The organism is Algoriphagus vanfongensis DSM 17529, from assembly GCF_000429465.1.
Classification (GTDB): Bacteria; Bacteroidota; Bacteroidia; order Cytophagales; family Cyclobacteriaceae; genus Algoriphagus; species Algoriphagus vanfongensis.
In genome coordinates this window covers 272,834-293,541 of sequence record NZ_KE386906.1, presented here as the reverse complement: position 1 = coordinate 293,541, position 20,708 = coordinate 272,834, and the positions used below count along the sequence as shown (strand labels likewise).

Annotated in this window: 12 protein-coding genes and 1 other RNA gene; 7 read left to right on the top strand and 6 right to left on the bottom strand. The window is 44.0% G+C overall.

Annotated elements, in window-relative coordinates; all coding sequences use genetic code 11:
• Positions 1 to 79: 79 nt before the first annotated feature.
• The 3 genes from tamL to G460_RS0120160 all read right to left on the bottom strand — a co-directional run bounded on the left by tamL (position 80) and on the right by G460_RS0120160 (position 8,524).
• Positions 80 to 2,371, bottom strand: coding sequence for a translocation and assembly module lipoprotein TamL (gene tamL, locus G460_RS0120170; protein WP_245578773.1), 2,292 nt, complete (start codon positions 2,369 to 2,371; stop codon positions 80 to 82).
• The gene (locus G460_RS0120165) at positions 2,352 to 7,328 is read right to left on the bottom strand and encodes a translocation/assembly module TamB domain-containing protein (protein WP_245578772.1); all 4,977 of its coding nucleotides are present in this window, start codon (positions 7,326 to 7,328) and stop codon (positions 2,352 to 2,354) included. Before G460_RS0120165 ends, tamL begins: the two co-directional genes overlap by 20 nt.
• Before the next feature lie 314 nt (positions 7,329 to 7,642).
• Positions 7,643 to 8,524, bottom strand: coding sequence for a PPK2 family polyphosphate kinase (locus tag G460_RS0120160; protein ID WP_026957026.1), 882 nt, complete (start codon positions 8,522 to 8,524; stop codon positions 7,643 to 7,645).
• 89 nt (positions 8,525 to 8,613) lie between these two features.
• Here G460_RS0120160 and G460_RS0120155 point away from each other — a divergent pair, with 89 nt between their 5' ends.
• From G460_RS0120155 to G460_RS0120140, 4 genes are all read left to right on the top strand, one after another.
• Positions 8,614 to 9,747 carry an acyltransferase family protein gene (locus G460_RS0120155; protein ID WP_051316159.1) on the top strand — a complete coding sequence of 378 codons (1,134 nt, stop codon included), beginning with the start codon at positions 8,614 to 8,616 and terminating at the stop codon, positions 9,745 to 9,747.
• Between the two features lie 71 nt (positions 9,748 to 9,818).
• Positions 9,819 to 10,811 (top strand): endonuclease/exonuclease/phosphatase family protein, encoded by a 993-nt coding sequence (locus G460_RS0120150; protein ID WP_026957024.1) that lies wholly within the window; start codon positions 9,819 to 9,821, stop codon positions 10,809 to 10,811.
• 32 nt (positions 10,812 to 10,843) lie between these two features.
• Complete coding sequence (locus G460_RS0120145; protein ID WP_342667621.1) at positions 10,844 to 11,377, top strand: DUF5655 domain-containing protein; 534 nt, start codon at positions 10,844 to 10,846, stop codon at positions 11,375 to 11,377.
• Positions 11,378 to 11,479: 102 nt separating this feature from the next.
• A complete protein-coding gene (locus tag G460_RS0120140; RefSeq protein ID WP_026957022.1) occupies positions 11,480 to 13,756 on the top strand; it encodes a S9 family peptidase in 2,277 nt (758 codons plus the stop codon).
• A 10-nt stretch (positions 13,757 to 13,766) separates the two neighbouring features.
• On the opposite strand, the gene G460_RS0120135 is transcribed toward G460_RS0120140, so the two are convergent.
• Positions 13,767 to 14,330, bottom strand: a complete 564-nt coding sequence (locus G460_RS0120135; protein ID WP_026957021.1) for a DUF3109 family protein — start codon at positions 14,328 to 14,330, stop codon at positions 13,767 to 13,769.
• Between the two features lie 255 nt (positions 14,331 to 14,585).
• Between G460_RS0120135 and rnpB the strand changes: the two genes are divergently transcribed.
• Positions 14,586 to 14,988, top strand: an RNA gene (rnpB, locus tag G460_RS22825) — RNase P RNA component class A.
• A 16-nt stretch (positions 14,989 to 15,004) separates the two neighbouring features.
• Positions 15,005 to 16,162: a sigma-54-dependent transcriptional regulator gene (locus G460_RS0120125; RefSeq protein ID WP_026957020.1), complete on the top strand. Its 1,158-nt coding sequence runs from the start codon at positions 15,005 to 15,007 to the stop codon at positions 16,160 to 16,162.
• Positions 16,163 to 16,348: 186 nt separating this feature from the next.
• On the opposite strand, the gene G460_RS0120115 is transcribed toward G460_RS0120125, so the two are convergent.
• A complete protein-coding gene (locus G460_RS0120115) occupies positions 16,349 to 17,344 on the bottom strand; it encodes an acyltransferase (protein ID WP_026957019.1) in 996 nt (331 codons plus the stop codon).
• Positions 17,345 to 17,408: 64 nt separating this feature from the next.
• Between G460_RS0120115 and G460_RS0120110 the strand changes: the two genes are divergently transcribed.
• Positions 17,409 to 18,089, top strand: a complete 681-nt coding sequence (locus G460_RS0120110; protein WP_035464818.1) for a hypothetical protein — start codon at positions 17,409 to 17,411, stop codon at positions 18,087 to 18,089.
• Positions 18,090 to 18,149: 60 nt separating this feature from the next.
• On the opposite strand, the gene G460_RS0120105 is transcribed toward G460_RS0120110, so the two are convergent.
• A complete protein-coding gene (locus tag G460_RS0120105; RefSeq protein WP_026957017.1) occupies positions 18,150 to 20,564 on the bottom strand; it encodes an alpha-ketoacid dehydrogenase subunit alpha/beta in 2,415 nt (804 codons plus the stop codon).
• Positions 20,565 to 20,708 lie beyond the last annotated feature (144 nt).

The window sequence follows — 20,708 nt, the reverse complement described above, 5'->3', positions numbered from 1 at the left end:
AAACACTCGGATTTGACCCGACATTTACCCGACAATGTAGAAAAAGTGCTTAAATAGCCCAAAACACAAGGTTGATAGATTAAAACGGATACCCTATCGCAAAATTGAAAATAAGGTTTTCTCTTCTCCAGGATTTGCTTCCTATATCAAAACTATTGCCCCATTGCTCTCCATCCGGCAAATATGGAAAGCGTACTGGAATGGCCAAATCAAACCGCAAAACGAAAAACTGAATATCTATCCGCATCCCAACTCCTGTTCCGACAGCAATCTCTTTCCACCAATTCGAACTGAACTTTCCTCCTGGCAAAGCTTCATTTTCATTTTGAAGCCAAATATTACCGGCATCCATGAATAGCGCCCCCTTCAAAAACGAGAATATCGGAAACCGATACTCAATATTCCCTTCCAGCCGAATATCCCCTGCCTGATCAAAATACGAATTCACATCCGAGGCCTCTGGGCGATAACTACCAGGACCAATGGAACGGATCCGAAAGGCCCGGATGCTGTGAGGCCCTCCTGAGAAAAACTGTTTGGAGTAAGGCAAAGAAACACTTCTTCCTAAGGGGATGCCCCAACCAGCAAATAGTCTAGTAGCGATCGTCTGCTCTTTCCCAAAATTGAGATGATAGCGCAAATCCAAGTCAAACTTCCCATACTGTGCGTATTCCAGGCCAAAAACCTTCCCATCATCCGAATTGAAAAGTGACTCAAGCCCATGAGCTAGATTGCCTGCAAAATCTACCCCAAAGCCTAAAAAATAGGCGTGAGTTCGAAATCTATCATTCAGCTTATTGTAATTGAATAGATAATTGATTCCAAGGATAAAATTTTGTTCAAAACTTCTTCTCAAAAATGGATTGTTGTCAAGAATCTCCTCAAACTCAGGAGAAGTTTGGGTCAAATTGACCAAATTGACACTGATCGGATTAAACTCATGATAGGCAAAGCGATTTGCATTCCAGAAGTACCCAAAGGAAGAATAGAAAGAATTTAAGCGATACAAGCCCCCCCTACTCAGGTATTCCACACCCAGGCTGGCCTTGGTCTTTGGCACCGAATAGCTAAACCTCTCCCTGATTGGCACAAAAAAGATAATCCGAGGAAAGACCAAATCTCCCTGTAGCCCCAACTCGAAGGACTGAAGTCCCGTCCGATCCCCTTTGGCAACTTGGAATTCATATCCAGCCCGGGCGCTGAGATTGAGCATCTCGCCCCCATGAAATAGATTTCTGTTTTTATAGCTCAATGTCACTGCCGGACCGGCAAAACTGTTGGACTTGGACACACCCAGCAACTCCGTTCGAACAGATCGCTTGGTCATCGGAGAAAGCTGAAAATCTGCTCTCAAATGCCCTGTCGAGTCAAATTTGTTTAAATCTTTATACCTCAGGTTGACAAATTTGTAATTGCCTATTGCACTCAACCTGTTACTACTCAGCCTTGATTTGTGCGGATCATAGCGTTTGCCGTTTTCAATGAGGATGTACTGATCCAATAGTTCTTCTTTGAAAACTGTGCCCTCTTGGATGTATTGTTTTTCATTATATCGTACGGTGTCAGCATCGCTAGCCTGTTCTTCTACAGAATAATTGGGAAACACCAAGATGCTATCGACCACATAGGGAACAAGCCCATTGTCCGGTACATTATTCTTCAACCTCAGATAGAGCCTGAAATTCCTCAGTGAATCCGTATCATTGGTATCCGCTTCGAAAATCAAATAGTCCGAATTAAAATTATAGTACCCCTTAGATTTGAGCAAAGAGTCTATTCGATCCCTTTCCTTTTTGAACCGGTCCAGATCAAATCGATCTCCTTTTTGCAAAAAGCTCTCTTCTTGAGCAAGGAGCATTTCATGTTCGATTTCCAAAGAATCCCTCTCAAGAATCAGAGTATCCATTTTGTAGGGCTCGGTGATCTCCGCCGTGTATTTTACAGAAGCAAATTGATTTTTCATCTTCACTTCTGATGTAGCCTGGCTATAGAAAAACCCTCTATTTTCCAGTCGATTGATAATCAGCTCTTCGGTTCTGGCCGGATCTACTTGAGAAAAATAAACAGGCTTTTCTCCTATTTTTTTATTCAGAAACTTGGGAATAAACCCGGGGCTATCCTCTTGACTCTTATAGTGGGCCCAGAGTCCTACGTACATGCCAAGAATCTTTCGATTGGGATCCGGTCTCATCAGCCCTTCGAGTTCTTCAGTAATCTGCTTTCTACCCCTTACTTTTTCGCTGTATTGAGCTTCCAGCTCAGCGCCTTTGTACAGCATCTCCTCCTCTGGAATAAACTTTTTGACACTACAACCAACCAGAAGTAGCAGGACTGCCAGAGAAAATATGGGGCTATTCTTTCTCATTTTCATTTTCTTCTTTTTTGGTTCCCTGCTGATTTTTCTTTGAAGAATCCGACTGCTCCTCAGAATCCTCTTCATCCTTAACTGGAGGCCTCCACAGCTCACTAAATTCATTGAAGTCCCGGTTGAAAATCAAGCCCAATCCAGTCACAAACAGCTGTCCATCAATGATAGACTCAAATTGATTTTCGCGAAATGCCCTGATTCTCCAGCGCCCATCTTCTGTCAGCAGGTATTCAAAACTGATATTGGCCAGCAAAGCATTGGCTTCTTCTTCCTGAGATTGAGAGTTGCCTTCTATTCCTACTTGGCTACCCACCTTGACAATCACACGATCATCAAAGAGTTTCTGCTGAGCGTTGATATTCAAATCAGTCCTATTTTGGGCAGTTCCAGTCTGATAGTCTTGGTAGCTATCCACATCAAAGCCAAGCGAAAATCCAGTGTCTCCGAAAAGCTTGCTGGAGAGTGCATTCATCTGATCGGACAGTATCTGGCTGGCACTATTCCGGGCAATTGCTTCAGCTCCTCCATTGGAACCGTCGCTTCCCTGCGATGGGAAAAAGCGATCCAAAACCAACAGGGAAAACACCTGCTTGTTTAGCTCATCTTCCTGTCCATTGAGCTGTAGGACACGCGAATAGACATTTCCCCCAAAAGCTCCACGCTGGTTTTCGGGCATGTCCAAAGCAAATGTAATCTCAGGTTTGAGGAGTTCTCCTTTGACATTGAGATACACCAGAAAAGTGAGGCGTTGTTGGTACTGGCTCTTGACTTCCGTATTGGAGCCTGTAAGCTGGGAAGCCATCAAGTCGGAAGCGCTTGTTTCTACTTCGTATATTGCCTGAATATCCATACTTGCATCCATAGGATCCCCATTCCAAGTGATGCGACTCCCTGAGTTGATCTCAAACTTTTTACTGATCAGATTATACAAAGTCATTTCGTAGAACCCATCATTAACTTCATAGTCGCCCATCATGGTCATCCTTCCATTGGGATTGATTTCCAATCTGAGTTCCGAATCACCCGCAATGGTCAAATTATCCCCGGTATACGGGTCGATGACAATCTTGAAATTAGCTTCGGAATCTACTGCCAAACTTGCTTGAATATCATAACCGGAAAATCCACTGCTAGTCTGATCAAGCGGCCTCGTCAAAATATCATCCGGGTCAGACTTATTGACAAAAGTCACGACACCCTGTCTCTCCACCACATCCAACTCAGATTCGGGGATGATCACCGTCAGATCTGTATTGTCCCGTACTTTAAGATTGGCCCGGACGACAGGAAGAGTCAAATCTCCCTCAACAGTGACATCTGCGTCCAAACTTGCCTTGCCATACACCAACTCATTATCTTCATTGGAAGAATTGATAGCCAAGAAATTTTTTGCCGTGATCTGGAGGTCAAAAGATGGATTGGTATAGCTTTCCGTCAGCACTGTCCCGTCGATCGCGAAAGTATTTCCTTCCCCATCCCGAATAGTAAACTGATCCAAATACACTCCTTCGTTGTCCAACCTAATCACCTCATCCGACAAAACGTAGGTGGTACTCAACTGCGTAGGAATGACAGATGCCTCTTGGAATTGAAATTCTCCTTCATATCTAGGATCATTGGTACTTCCGCTGGCTTTGACCGTGCCACTGATGTATCCTTTTCCTTCGGTCAATTGTCCTTGAGAAAGAGAAGCTATTTTTTCCATATCGATCCTGTCCAAATCTAGGTTCAGGTCAAAAGTCCCACCTGCTTCATCCGCCACGAAACTCCCCTCTAATCCAAGCTCCACACCTTCATCCTGCAGTCCTAGATTCAACAAATAATTCCCCAAGCTTTTGGCAGTTGCCTCTAAGTCCAAATTACCCAAATGGGTGTCCATCACAATCAAATCTTCTACCCGTAGCTTGCCCATGATTCCGGTCGCACCGAAAGGATTTTCCACCACCAACTGCCCCTGTAGAGCTCCTCCTGCCAAAGTATCCGTAGCATTCAGCAAGCCAGTCAATGTCTCCAGTCTAAAATCGCTGAAATCCACTGCAAGGTTCTTTTCGGTAAAGCCAGGAATATCATTCTGAATCTGAAGACGCTGGCTCTCACTACTTAGATCAAACTCTCGAAACTCTAGATTTCCGGTAGAATACACCACCAAATTGCTTTCGGGTATCTGCCATGGGGAATTGTCCAAAATAAGATCTTCCGGTACCAGGTGCACTTCTACCGAGTCCCCATGGATCCCTATCTGAAATGGCACATGAGCCAGAACTTCTTCCTCATGATAGGTGTAAAAATCCATATTCATCATCGAGTTTTCCAAGACACCCGAAAACGAAGTTTTTTGCATCGCAATAGGTCCTGTATTCAATGCCAAAAAGCCTAACTCCAGATCTAAATCTGTTCTGTCAGCATTGATCCTAACCCTCAAGCTATCTAACTCTGTCCCGGCATAATTGATATAAGGGAAATCGACAGAAGCCACCAAAGAGTCTCTGGCCTGCACGAAGTCCACTTTGATCTTGGCACTGTCAAAATCTTCCAGTCCACCAAGCAATACTTCGCTGAGCAAAGGATCATCAGAAATACTCAGATCCAGCTGCATCACCAGAGAATCTTGTGTTTCTCTTGCTTGAGAACTCGAGTCCAAATAATGAGTAAACAATTCAGAAAGTGCCTGCTGAAGCTGACTAGGATCGGTATTGGTACGAACGTAACCGTTCACCACTTTGCTATCGATGGTCACACTGGTGCTATCGGGCCTCAAACTGGCATCCACTTGAAGATCACCGGTCTGATAGTTTCTGTCTTTGTAAAACACATTCCCATCATGCAAAAAAGCTTTCAAATCAAAGCTCTCTGGATTTCCTTCAAAATCAGCTTCCAGTTGAAGCTTTGCACGGCTATTTTCTCCCGTCAATCCCATTTCTTTGAAATCCGCCCCCTCTAAGTTGAGGACAAGATTGATCTTGGAATTGACAGAATCCAAATCCAAATGTGTCGACAGGTCAAACTTCAAAAACTCCTGATCCAGTGCCATCTGCACATCTCCGGCTCCATCGACCAGTTTCCCTTCCAGCAAGAGTCCGCTATAGTCTCCCCCATAGACAGGAAGCCTCTCAAAGACCGAGGTCAATTCTGCATTCAGAGCATATAAATCTCTTCCAGAGCCTTTGGCCAAAACCTGAAAACTAAGCGTGTCCAGCTCAGGAGTTTGAAGCAAGTTCCCCAATTGGAAGTTTTGAACATCGAGTTTGGCATCGAAAGCGAGTTGCTCCGAATCCTGATATGTAGCATCCAAGAATATCTCTCCCAAACTTGACTCTACCTCCACTTTAGCCCAAATATCTTGCAGACTTCCGCGGATTTGGGAATTCACTTCCAATTCCTCTGGTAGCTTGATTCCCATTGCTTGCTCATCTACCCACTTTACCAAATCCTGACGCACAGAAGCGATATGAATCTCCGGCAAGTCTACCACAATCCTATCTGGATCCATCCAATCTAGCAATCTTCCATTCGCAGTCAGCCTTGTCTCTGACCATGCCAAGTCCAATTGGTCCAAATCCAAAGCCTCAGTATCTCCGGAGACTGTTCCTTCAAGCCTGATAGGAGCCTGAGCTAGTTTGCTAAGTAAAGTATCCTGCGCAAGTTCTGGGGAGAAAAAGTAAGCATCCCTCAGATCCAGATAGGTATCTGAAATAGCTAGTTCTACCTGAAGCAAATCTGGCTGATTTATCAATTGAGAAATAGAGGAGTATTCAAAGAGTGATTCTAGCTCCAATTGACTTCGGTTCGTTTTCACCTCCAGATCGTTGATACGGGTCTCTGTAGAGCTGACCTCCAATCCGAGTGTCAACGTCTCCAATTCAAACCCACTTCTTTCCTTGAATCGAAAATCATTCAAATCAGCCTCAAAAGCGGACTCATCCAGTTGCAAGTCCTCCAGATCCAAAAGCAAATCCTGAATCAGGATATTATTCGGGTCAAAAACTCCATCTCGTCCAACCGATCCAGTCGTCTGATATGCGAGTTCGGTGCCTTCTATTGAGATTTTGTCCAGACGGACATCCCACTCTGGCCAGGTAAACTCTGCACTTTCACTCTCTGAAGAAGAATCTTGAATCGGAGTCGTCGAATAATCAGCGTATCGAATCTTAGTTTCCTGCACTTCAGCTAATTTCAGATGCACCAATTGCTCGGCTAGATTCGCTTCAGGCAGTTGGATTTCCAACCATCCTAAGTCTGCCTGAGCTTCCATTTGATCAGGCACACTCTGATAGTCCACCGAGACCTGACTGAGACTCAAGGATCCAAGTTCCAAAATTGGCAAAGGAGCTTCCTCAGCCTCCTCTTCTGAGGGTGGGAAAGCTTTGGTTTGGTGGTATTTCACCTGAGTATTGCGTAGCGCTACCTCTTCAACTTCAAAAAAATATGTTTCCAAATTGATTTCTGGAATATCCACTTCCAACTCACCCATTTTCAATAATGCATCTATCCCGAGCTCTTCATCCTGATAGCTGAGATCAAAATTTCGCAGTCTGGTAGATGAAATCTCTATGATCAGAGGATCAGAGCCTGTGGTGTCTGTAGGAGTGTCCGCGGCACTGCTATCTGCCGCAAATGCTTCCAGCAAAAAATCGAAGTTAAATTTTCCGGTCTCCTCACGCCGACTCACTCTTGCCATTAGGTCTTCCCAGTGTAATTTGGTGACGTGGATTTTCCCCGTAGAAAAAAAAGGAGCCAAAGCCAGCCCCGCTTCCAGCTTTTTGGAATACAGCAAGGTATCTTGATTTTGGTCTTCCAGATAAAAATCCTCCAAATAGACATTTCCAGAAAACGTAACATAGAGACGACCGATATGAAACTCAGTATCAGTTTTTTCACGGATAAATGCACTCGCTTTTTCTACAACTACTGCCTGACCCCATGGGCTACGGATAAAAAGAACCACTGCGATCAAAATCACAAGAAGGACTCCTAAGACAATGCCCAGGATCTTAAAAATTTTCGAAAGGATCCGCTTGGTAGTAATGGCTAAAAGAGAATTTGTGAATAGAATTTAGGTAAAAACAGACTCAATAAACAAGCCAATTGCTTCAAAAAAACAAGGAAAGCCAGTTTATTGATTGACCGGAAAAAAGAACCCTCCAAACTGACTAAAAGTTTACGCCAATTTGTCGATTAGCCGCGTTTTTTTCCATAATCTACTATTACAAGAAGATTAATGAGGAAAAATCTCCCCACTTCTGAGGTGGAATTCCCCAATTTCAAAGACTCCTATTATTCTTCTTTCGCAAGCATCTCCCGATACTTGGACAAATGCTCCTTGACGTCCGAATCCAGCTCTGGTTCCTGTACTCCTTCCAGTTTCATCATCGTTTCGTAAATCACCTTGGCTACAAGTAATCGAGCCGTTTCTTTATTGTCTGAAGGGATGATATACCAAGGGGCATGCGGGGCAGAAGTCTCATTGATAGCTTCTTCATAATATTGCTGGTATTGATCCCAAAGAGCTCGCTCCTTCAGATCACCAGGCGAAAACTTCCAATTGTGCTTTTCGTGTTCGAGTCTTCTCAGGAGTCTTTTTCTCTGCTCTTCTTTCCCCAAATGGAGAAAAAACTTCAATATGATCGTACCGTTTTCAGTTACATGTTTTTCAAAATTCCGAATCTGCTCAAAGCGCTTCTTCCAAAAATCCTCCGGAATATCCTCCACTTGATTGATCCCAGGGATATTTTCGGCCAAAATGTATTCGGGATGAACTCTGGTCACGAGGACATTTTCATAGTGAGTCCTGTTGAAAACAGCATACTTACCCCGCTCAGGCAATCGGAGGTAATGCCTCCAGAGATAGTCATGCTTCAGCTCCAAGGTGCTCGGAGTCTTGAAACTATGGACAACCACTCCTCTCGGATTGAATTCCTGAAAGACCTCGCGGATCAGACTGTCCTTGCCCGCAGTATCCATTCCCTGAAGACAAATCAAAACCCCATATTTGCCATGAGCATATAAGATATCTTGATGCTTGCTCAAATCTTCTCTCAGATCGTTCAACTTTTGTTTTTTCTTCTTTTCTGAAGTTTCCAAATCAATGGCAGTAGGCCTTTTTGATAAGTTGACGGTAGTATCTGCGAGAAGGGTTTTTAGATCGACTTTTTTCATAGGAGTACATTCGTTTGCATCAAGAGACAGAAACAAGATAATATTTTATCTTCAGGCGATAGAATATATTGAATTTAAAACCACCATCCATGACACAAATCCCCCAACAAACAGGGCTAGGCAACCGCTATCTGGCCTTGGATGTCCTGAGAGGTATGACCATTGCCTTCATGATCATAGTCAATACACCTGGCTCTTGGTCCAATCTTTACCCCCCATTGGCCCATGCAGACTGGCATGGATTCACACCCACTGACCTGGTTTTTCCTACATTTCTATTTGTGGTAGGCAATGCTATGAGCTTTGCCATGAGGAAGCTTTCTGACATGTCGGCCTCTGATTTTTTCAAAAAAGTAGGTAAAAGGACTTTCTTGATTTTCCTCATCGGCTGGTTACTCAATGCTTTTCCTTTTTTTGAGCCGAATGAAGTCGGACAATGGGCTTTTATTGACCTTGCGGAAGTCCGGCTATTTGGAGTTCTCCAGCGAATTGCCCTGGCATATTTCTTTGCCGCAGTCGTGCTATACTACGGAGGAGAGCGATTTGGTTGGATTTTTTCCGCGATAGCTTTGCTCGCCTATTGGCTGATCATGGCACTATTTGGAGACTATTCCTTGGAAGGGAATGCTGCCATTTTACTCGATCTGCAGCTAATCGGCCCTGAGAGAATGTATGGAGGTGAAGGAATTCCATTTGACCCAGAAGGAATCCTGAGTACACTGCCAGCCATTGTGAATGTCATAGGTGGCTATCTGGCAGGCAAATACATCCAGAAAAAAGGAAATACGGTAGTGACTGTGAGAACTCTCATGGTTTCCGGAGTCGTGCTGATCGCAGGCAGCTATCTCTGGGATTTGGTATTCCCTATCAATAAGAAAATCTGGACAAGTTCCTATGTGCTGATCACCGTAGGATGGGACTTGCTGCTTTTGGCTGGCTTGATTTTTCTCATCGAAGTCCGAAAAATTCAATCTTGGACCTATTTCTTTCAGGTTTTTGGGAGAAACCCACTGATTTTGTACATCCTTTCAGGAGTGGTCGTCACCTTACTTTCGATGATTCCCGTGGGAGATACGACTCTGAAAGGAAGCATCTATACCAACCTCTATACATCTTGGCTAAGTCCTAAAAATGCCTCCTTTCTATTTGCCATCAGTTACATGCTGCTGATTTGGCTGATCGGGCTTTGGATGGACAAAAGGAAAATCTACATCAAAGTCTGATAATCAAGACTTCCCATCTGGCATTTGAGGCAATTTGCTTATCTTAAAGCTCTTACCTCAAATGCTTTTTTATGGATCTTACTTTTAGCGTATACAATGTAGAATGGATGAGGGATCTCTTTGACCTGGACGGAATCCCTAGAATGACAGCAGCCGAAAAAAAACGCAGTGAACAATTAGCGGAAGTCATCCAGACAATCAATCCGGATTTCATCGGGATAGTCGAGGGTCCCAATACCTTGGTCGATCAGTCCAAAACTGCTTCCAAACAGTTGGAGGTTTGGGCACAAACTTTCATGCCCGGCAGTACCTATAAAGCGATTCACGGATTTCCTTCACCTGGACAGCAGGAGCTTTGCGCCCTATATCGTCCGGACAAAATGAAAGTGCTCTTCACTCCCGAAAACGATCCCAAGAAAAGTTTTAAAGAACCATTCCTGGTAGACACACTAAATCGACTAGTGCATGAGCAATACAAGCACTACCGACCACCCTTGGAGCTCAGTGTTTTGGGACTGGATGACCAACTCATCACGCGCATCATCATCGCACACACCAAATCAAAGGGGATTTTTGACCGGGTAGATTATGCGAGATTTGAGCAACTCTCTCACCGAGACCGTCTGAGGCTATTTGCAGAGTGCACACATATCCGATCCCGATGCGACGACTATCTGGCAAAAGACCAAGCTGTAGTGGTGATGGGCGATATCAATGATGGTTTTGAGCTGGATTTCTACGAAAATAAATTCAATAAAAGTGCTGTCGAGATTCTGCTCGGAGATCCTTGGAAACCTGAATGGATCTTGAAGTCTGTGCTTCCCAAACCCAAACTAAATGCTTACGGATGGGTACCGAATTCGGGAAGATATCGGGATCGAATCACCGGAGATGAATTCAACGTCCTGATCGATCATATTCTCGTCAGTCAGCAAATCACTTTCCAATATGGAAAAGTCTGGAATCCTTATACTGAAAAAGATGATACTATCGTCCAAGGAATCAAAGATTCGCTCATTCGGGCCTCAGATCATTTCCCTATTTCTGTCACATTCACTGTCTAAAAAAAGCTACTATGGATGCAGCCACCCAAACCATGATTAACAATCTCCAGAAGAATACTGGTAAAAGTCTGGAAGATTGGATTTCCATTGTTCAGAAAGAGAAACTGCTCAAGCATGGGGAAATCGTCAAATACCTGAAAACAAACCATGAATTCACTCATGGTTTTGCCAACCTCGTGGCCCACAAAGCACTCCAGTCAGATGCCGGGTCAGCCACCGACTCTGATGATCTGATCCAAAAACAATACAAAGGCAAGGAACATTGGCTTCCTACCTTCGAAAGCCTCAAAAAAGAAATAGCTGCCTTTGGAAAGGATGTTGAATTTGCTCCAAAAAACGCCTATGTCAGCGTTCGCCGCAAAAAGCAATTTGCCATGCTTATCCCTGCCACGAAAACTAGGTTTGACATTGGCATCAATCTAAAAGGCCAAGAACCCAGTGGATTACTTGAAGCTGACACCAAATCAAGCGGAATGGTCAGCCATCGGATAGTCATCAATCACGAAGAACAATACTCATCAGAAATGATCGATTGGCTTCGCAAAGCTTACGAAGCTGCTGGATAAATAGAACCATTTACAAAATTCCACCACTTTCGGTCAATTTCGAGTGCATATTTTCCAGCTTTTGGGGATAATTTGATTTTCTGATTCAAATCATCCCCAAGTATGTCAAAGCTTTATCAATTTTCAGCAGTTCTGGTGATTCTCACTAGCTTCATAAGCACACCTCTACAAGCACAAATCACTGAAGACACCTACCATCGGGCAGAATATTTTCTGAGCAACTCTATCCAGCGGGAGGTCTATCACCTAGAAGTAGACCCAAACTGGATTCGGGGATCAGCTGACTTTTGGCATCAAGCCTACACACCTGCAGGCAAGCGATTTTTTATTACTGATGGAAGTAGTTCTAAAACAAAAGAACTCTTTGATCATCAAAAACTTGCTCGGCTTCTATCCGAAAAAACAGGAGCTTCTGTAGATGCGAGAAATCTTCCATTTGATAGAATTCAAGTTGACAAAGATGGGTTGATCGAATTTGAATGGAGAAATCAGCAATGGAAATTCGATCCAAAAACGGAGTCATTGACCTCTGAAAAAAAACCGGACCGTGGAAACTATGATTATTCAGTTTCACCGGATGGCAAGTGGAAAGCCTACACCCAAAACTTTAATCTTTTTGTCGAAAACCTGGAAACTGGAGAGGTCAACCAATTGAGTTTTGACGGTAAAAAGGGGTATGAATACGCTTCCTACTGGGGCTGGTCAGATATGATGTATGGAGAAAATGGCGAACGTCCTGCCCACTTTATGGCCAGATGGTCACCTGATTCCAAGTTTTTATTGACTCAAGTAGTCGATCTACGGTTGGCAGAAAAAATGTTTTTGTTAGACTACAGCCAAGAAGATAAATTTCGACCTCAGTTGCAATCTTACTATCGGGGCTCTCCTGGAGACAGTACAGTAGTCACTTACACTCCTGTGCTTTTTGACATAGAACATAAAAAAGAAAGTAAGTACCCTGCACTCCGTGGCACACATTTCAATAGTCTCAATCTCCGCTGGTCTCCAGATAGCCAAACTTTAAATGGTTTTTTTGTTCCGAGAGGCTTTAAAGAAATCAACCTTTTGGAAATGGATCGCAGCACCGGCAGTCTTAGAAAAATCTACTCTGAAGCTTCCAAAACAAACATCAATACAAACCCAATTCTCCGAAGACTGGAGAATGGTCAGTTTATAATCAGTTCGGAAAAATCCGGCTGGAATCAGCTATACCTATACGATTGGGATAGTGGAAGGGAACTACAAAGCATCACTCAGGGAGAATTTGTAGTCAAAAACATCACCTATATAGATGAGGCAAAAGGGGTGATCTACTTTGAAGCTACAGGAAGGGAGAAAGATGTCAATCCTTACTACAACATGCTCTACAAGATCAATCTAGACGGAAGCGATCTGCAGCTGTTGACGCCAGAAAAGTCATTTCATGGCATTTCCTATCAGGATGGAAAGGATTATTTTGTAGATAATTATTCCCGTGTAGACCAACCGACCATTTCGGTCATTCGGGAATTGGAAACAGGAAAAATCCTGCAAAAGATATCTGAAGCTGATATTTCCAATTTGAAAAAAAGAGGCTATGATTTCCCCAAACCTTTTACTGCCATCGGGAAGGATTCTAAAACCCCCATTTATGGAATCTATTACGTTCCGACAACATTTGATCCTAATAAAAAATATCCGGTCGTAGACTACACCTATACGGGTCCTCATATCGATATTACTCCCAAAACCTTCAAATCAGCTCTCATCGGGCTTCAACAATCGATGGCCGAACTGGGCATGGTCGTCATTACTGTGGATGGCTTGGGTACAGCAGGGAGAGGCAAGGCTTTTCATGATTTCTCCTATAACAATCTAGGCGATGGCACGACAGACCATGTGCTAGCCATTCAGCAATTAGCCAGTCAAGTAGACTTTTTGGATATAGACAAAGTGGGGATTTTTGGCCATTCTGCAGGAGGCTATGATGCTGCCAGGGCCATGCTTCTTCATCCTGAGTTTTACAAGGTGGGCGTGGCATCCGCAGGAGATCACGATCATCGCATGGAAAAAGCCTGGTGGCCAGAGATGTACATGGGCTATCCAGTTGGCGATTTCTACCACAATCAAAGCAATGTCACCAATGCTGCTAATCTCCAAGGACATCTATTGCTGGCTCATGGAGGAATTGATGAAAATGTAAACCCTTCTGCTACTTACAAACTCGCCGAGGCGCTTATTGCAGCAGGAAAAGATTTTGACTTGTTTATCTGGCCGAGCAGAAATCATAGTTTCGGAAGGACCAACGGAGATTATTTCACCAAAAAACGCTGGGATTATTTCATTGAGCATCTTTTGGATCAAGAGCCTATCAGACATTATCAGATCAAAACAGACTAAACCATCTCCTCTAGCCTTCTATTTCTTGTAGCAATTCTTGATACCAAGCTTCCCCGTATTTCCTTACCAGTGCATCTTTGAGGAATTTGTAAAGGGGCACCTGAAGGCTTTTGCCCAGATGACAAGCAGGATCACAGATATGCCATCTGTCATAGTTCAGCGCTTCAAATTCATCGTATTTGGTCACACGGATCGGGTACATATGACAGGAAATGGGCTTTTTCCAGGAAATCTTACCATCTAAGTAGGCCTCCTCTATTCCGCATTTGAGGATTCCCCTTTCGTCATAGAGGGCATAGGCACACTCCCTATTGTCCCCAATGGTAGGAGTACCTTTGTCTCCGTCTTTGTCAATGACCCAAGTACCTTGCTTTTCTATGACCGCACGTCCTTCAGGAGTGAGGTAGTCTTTGACCACTGGATAGATCTCTTCCAAGATCTTGGTTTCATCATCCTCCAAAGGAGCTCCTGCATCACCTTCCACGCAGCATGCACCCTTGCAAGCTTCCAAATCACAAACGAAAAAATTCTCCTTGATATCATCGGAGAGCACCGCATTACCTACCAGAATCATATGCTTTTTTTTGCAAAGGTAAGGAAGCCACTCGGAATGCAAGGCCTCGCTGAGGGCATAAAAAAAGAACCGCCTCCTTATGAAGAAGCGGTTCAACCCAGCACTATGAAGAAAAGCTTTTGCTAGCCTTCGATATGTCAAACAGAAGCTGGCGGAAAAAGTTTACTATTCGGAGATTTTTTTAGATTTTTTTACAATTCGCTGGAGAGTTTAAAAAATCCCGAACCGAATCCTTCAAAATCACGTAATTTGCAAGGTGCAAGTCGGCTTGTCGCTCCAGATCTTTATGATTTGGGGAGGAAAGTCCGGGCAACATAGAGCGCCATACTTCCTAACGGGAAGGGTGTCTGCTGGTGACGGCAGGCATACAGCTAGTGCCACAGAAAATATACCGCCCCGCCCCCGATAGCTATCGGGATGGGGTAAGGGTGAAAAGGTGGGGTAAGAGCCCACCGTCCCGATGGTGACATCGGGAGCATGGCAAACCTTATGGGTTGAAAGATCAAATAGGCCTCGGGCAAAGAGCTGCTCGTTCGACTCCCGCTAGACGGGAATCCGGGGTGGGTAGATCGATAGATCCTGATCGCAAGGTCAGGGCTAGATAAATGACAGGCATTCCATTGGAATACAGAACCCGGCTTATAGACTTGCACTTTTTCTTTTAACTTAGCCCTATGCCAAAAATCCTGATCATCGATGACGAAAAAGTCATCAGAGCCACCCTTAGAGAAATACTCGAATACGAAAAATACGATGTCAGCGAAGCCCAAGATGGTGAAGAAGGACTCAATAAACTCAAAGATGAAGATTTTGATCTGGTCCTCTGTGATGTCAAAATGCCTAAAATGGATGGCATTGAAGTATTGGATCATGCCAAATCACTGGAAAAATCTCCGCAATTCATCATGATATCTGCCCATGGCAGCATCGAAACTGCCGTGGAAGCCACCAAAAAAGGAGCTTTTGATTTCATACCCAAGCCGCCAGACCTCAATCGTCTGCTTCTAACTGTGCGCAATGCTCTGGACAAGAAAAATCTGGTCACGGAAACTAAAGTTCTTAAAAAGAAGCTTTCCAAGAAATTTGACATGGTCGGTGAGTCCAAGCCTATCCTTCAAGTCAAAGAAACCATTGAGAAAGTAGCACCGACAGATGCCCGAGTACTGATCACTGGACCTAATGGTACAGGCAAGGAACTCGTGGCTCATTGGATCCATCAAAAAAGTAATCGCTCGTCTGCACCATTTGTGGCTGTCAATTGCGCGGCCATCCCATCAGAACTGATCGAATCAGAGCTTTTTGGTCATGAAAAAGGCGCTTTCACATCAGCTCACAAGCAGCGCGCAGGAAAATTTGAACAGGCGCAAGGCGGCACTCTATTTTTGGATGAAATCGGAGACATGTCCTTATCGGCCCAGTCCAAAGTACTCCGTGCCCTTCAGGAAAATCTCATCAATCGAGTCGGTAGCGACAAAGACATCAAGGTGGATGTGCGCGTACTGGCAGCGACCAATAAGGATCTAAAGAAAGAAATTGAAGAGGGCAAATTTAGAGAAGATCTGTACCATCGTCTAAGTGTGATTTTGATCCAAGTACCTGCCTTGAAAGATAGAAAAGACGACATCCCGCTATTAGTGGATAAGTTTCTTCAGGATATTTCTGCCGAAAATGGAGATGCAAAAAAAGGCATTACCAAAGATGCCATTGCCAAGCTCCAAGAATACCCTTGGACAGGCAACATCCGGGAATTAAGAAATGTAGTGGAAAGACTGGTGATTTTGGGAGAACCCACCATCAGCCTAGAAGACATAAAAAAATATGCTGACTATTGATAGTCAGCATATTTTTTATCCGTTTGCTCTTTGATCTACAGATGCCTTAGCGTATGCAGGACAAGGCTTGCTGGAAGCACAGGCTCCCAATGCTAAAACTCCGATCAAAAGTGCGATAGTGGCTAATTTTTTCATGAATTTGTCTTTAGGCTGTTCAAATATGTCCAATTAATATTTTTTAAGCAATTACTGAACCAGAAGATTGCAACCTCTGATCTCTGAGTTGTCAAATCTACCGAGTACCTCCAGCGTCCCATCCTCCCCCATCCTACCCAAATCCTGTGTTTCCAGAAACGCACAAGAGTGAAAATTTCCCAGGTCAATCACGTTGATCCCACCCTGAGATCTACTCGACCAAGATAGCGGATCATTGATATCTCTCAATAAAACGCGCATACTCTTCGGTAAGGTATAGACGCCCCTCCCTTTTGAATACGCTTGAGACATCATTTCTGTCATTCCGTATTCAGAATGGATCATATCCACATGAAAGAAGTCACAAAGAACCTCATGAACTTCCTCTCGAATCATTTCTTTTCGACGTCCTTTCATCCCTCCCGTCTCCATGACGATTAGGTTTTTCATGGGAGAAAAAGCCCTACCAGATTCAGCCAGATCCAATAATGCAAACGTCACCCCTAAAAGCAATACTTTCTTAGAATCAGATTTGAGCAAATCCAGCTTAGCCAAAAGCTCCTCTTCATTGTATAGATAAAATCCAGAATGCTCGGATTGTGAAACCTGAATAAAATGATCCGCCATCGCCACCAAGCTACTGCCTTTTCTCTCCAGATATGCAGGAAGCAGAGCCAGCACATGATAGTCTTGAAGTGAACCAAAACTCTCCTCGAAAATTTGCTGTGCATGCTCCAAATACCCGCTTTGAGACCAGAAGTAATGCTTGCTGGTGATCATCCCCGTAGTGCCCGAACTGGAATAAAATCCTTCGTAATCTGTGATTTTTCCTGCTATCACATCGAAATCCTTGAAAAAGCGAATCGGCAGAAAGGGAATACTTTTCAGCTCACTGATAGTCAAGGGATTGATTTTTCTAGCCGCTAGGTAAGAGCGATAAACTGGGTTTTCTTGAGCTTGAAACCTAAAAACATCCAACGCGAAGTCCTCAAACTCCTCTGGCTTTAATTTGCTCAGTCTATCAGAAAAACTTTTAAATTCCTGCATCGTTTTATATTTTGCATCAATGGCCAGACACTTTTCGATTCTGGTTGTAAAATTAAAATCCCTTATGCGTTTCAAAAGTTATTTAGGAATAATCTTTTTAAGTGCCACGGCAGCGAGCTGTGTCAACCCTCCGGATAATTTCCCAACAGTTCCTTCCATTACTTTTGAGTCGCTGGAATACGTCCCAACCTCTGGTGCTGATTCGCTCATAGTCGGCATAGACTTTCAAGATGCCGAGGGAGATCTAGGCCTGAGCGCGACAGATGACGATCCACCATTCAACTCTGTCAATTTCCAGCGGGATGCTGCAGGCAATCTGATCACCTATAGTAATCGTCCCCCGGAAGCTCCCAGCTACAACCCGATAGACTGGGCGATCGACCCAATTGTCAACAATCAAACTGTCAAAGACACAATTTGGGTAGAGCAAAACCCAAATCAATACAATATTTTCATCAAGTTCTTTATTAAGAGGAACGGACAATTCACTGAGTTCAGATGGCAAGATCCTCCCTACTACACCACTTTTAACGGTCGTTTTCCACGAATCCTCACTTCAGAAGAGGGTCAATCAGTAGAAGGAAATATCAAATATGGAATGCTTTCGTCTGGATGGGAAGCAATCTTTAGAAATGACACTATCCGTGTGGATGTGCAAATTCAAGACCGTCAGCTCAATCGAAGCAATGAAGTTTCCAGCAGTGAGGTTACATTAAGGCAGATCACCAGGTCCACATCCCAATAAAACGAAAAAGGCGGTGAATATTCACCGCCTTTTTTCATTTTAATATATCTTCTCAAAGAATCATAAAGCGGGAAATCTCTTAGGGTCTGATTCATGAATCAATCCGTAGACTTTCTCTACCACATCATCTACGCTAGGCTTGGAGAAATAATCCCCATCTGATGAATATGCAGGCCTATGGGCTTTGGCAGTGAGTGTCTGCGGCTCAGAATCCAAGGATTTGAAGATTTTCTGAACGTCCATTGCCTGCTGCATCATAAATGCACTAGCCCCACCAGGTACATCTTCATCTGCAAACAAAACTCTGCTGGTTTTTTTCACAGATTGTCCGATTACTCCATGCACATCAAATGGCAACAAAGTCTGGACATCTATCACCTCTACATCGATTCCTATTTCTGCCAGTTCAGCCGCTGCTTCCATCACTATTCTACACATGGAGCCATACGTCACTACTGTGATAGCAGAGCCTTCACGAAGTACCTCTGGTTTTCCAAGAGGCACGGTGAATTCATTGAGGTTTTCAGGCAATTGCTCTTTCAATCGGTAGCCATTGAGACACTCGATCATAATAGCAGGATCATCCGACAGCAACAGTGTATTGTACATCCCTGCTGCCTGAGTCATGTCTCTCGGAACACAGACGACCATTCCTTGAAGTGAGGACAAAATCATCCCCATCGGAGAACCCGAATGCCATACTCCTTCCAGTCTATGACCTCGAGTACGAATAATCAAAGGTGCTTTTTGCCCTCCCTTGGTGCGATAATGAAGTGACGCCAAATCATCAGATAGCATCTGCAATCCATAAAGCAAATAATCCAAATACTGAATCTCTGCCACTGGTCGAAGCCCTCTAAGTGCTGCTCCGATTCCCTGTCCTACGATCGTACATTCCCGGATACCAGTATCGGAAACTCTCCATTCGCCATGCTTGGCCTGTAATCCTGCAAATGCTTGGTTGACATCCCCGATCTTCCCTACATCTTCTCCAAACGCAAAGAATCGTGGATCATTCTCTAACTTTTTATCAAAATAAGCCTGAAGAATTTCACGACCATCTACTGTGGGACTGTGCTCTCCAAACTGAGCCGGAACTTCCTCCACATTCAGCACCGATCCTTCTGTCTCAGCATATAGATGGCTATTGTAGCGATCGTAATTCAGCTCTTGCTGAGCTGCATACCAAACTTTCAAAGCATCCTTGGCTTGATTTTGCTCATTTCGCAAAATCAGCAAGGTTTTCCTCACGGTGGACACCACATCCTTTCGGATAGGGTTGATGGTCTTTTGCAACTCATGCAGCATCTGCTCAAGCACTACTTTTCGCGTGGAACTCTGTGCTGCCTCTCGGATGAGACCGACCACTTCCTGCAGTTCAGATTTAATCTGACTACTGAAAGCCTGCCAAGCTGCATCTTTTTCCTTTCTTACCTGTGCTTTGGCTTCGGCTTCTATTTCATCCAAAGCATCTGCCGTTGCAATATTGTTTTTGAGAATATACTCTCTGAATTTCTTATTACAATCCCATTCCGCCTCCCAGGCCAGTCGCTCTGCTGACTTGTAGCGCTCATGGGATCCGGAAGTACTGTGTCCTTGTGGCTGCGTCATCTCTTCCACATGGATCATCACCGGTATGTGGGACTTTCTTGCTAGTTGCCCCGCTTCCATGAAAGCCTCCAAAAGACCTTCATAGTCCCATCCTTTCACATTGATAATCTCTATGCCAGCTTTTTCTTCTGTTCGCTGAAATCCAGCCAACACTTCCGAAATACTTCCCTTCGTGGTATGGTACTCCTGCGGCACAGAAATACCGAATCCATCATCCCATATAGCGATGACCATTGGCACTTGCATCACACCCGCAGCATTGATGCTTTCAAAAAACATCCCTTCAGAGGTAGAAGCATTGCCTATAGAACCCCAAGCGACTTCATTTCCTTGAATAGAAAACTGAGTCAGGTGCTTCAATCCCTTATTCTCCCGATATACTTTGGATGCATAGGCCAATCCTAGAAGTTTTGGCATCTGTGCTGCTGTCGGAGAGATATCCGCCGCAGAATTATACATTTTGGTCAATTCTTTCCAAGTACCGTCCTCATTCAAGGAACGGGTAGCAAAGTGACCATTCATCAGTCTACCTGCACTGGCAGGCTCCGCTTTGACATCCGTATGCGCATAGAGCTGCGCAAAATACTGCTGCACGCTAAGTTCGCCCAAAGCCATCATAAAGGTCTGATCCCGATAATATCCGGATCTAAAGTCTCCAATCTGGAAGGCACGGGCCATAGCAATCTGGGCGAGCTCTTTGCCATCTCCAAAAATCCCAAACTTGGCCTTTCCCATGAAAACCTCTTTTCTTCCCATCAGGGAAGCATGTCTACTGATCATGGCCACTCTGAAATCTTCCAGAATTGCCTCAGGGTCATTGAGATAGCCGGGGCGACTTTTTTTACTAAGTTCTACTTCTGCCATTTGATTTGTTTGCTAAAGTTATTTGGGTCTATAAGAGCACTTTTTCTATGCAGACCAAAAATAGCCAAATACTTTTTTTTTGCAAATTTAATCAATAGATATTTTCAGACTAAAATTTGGCAATCCAACAATTTAAAACACGTT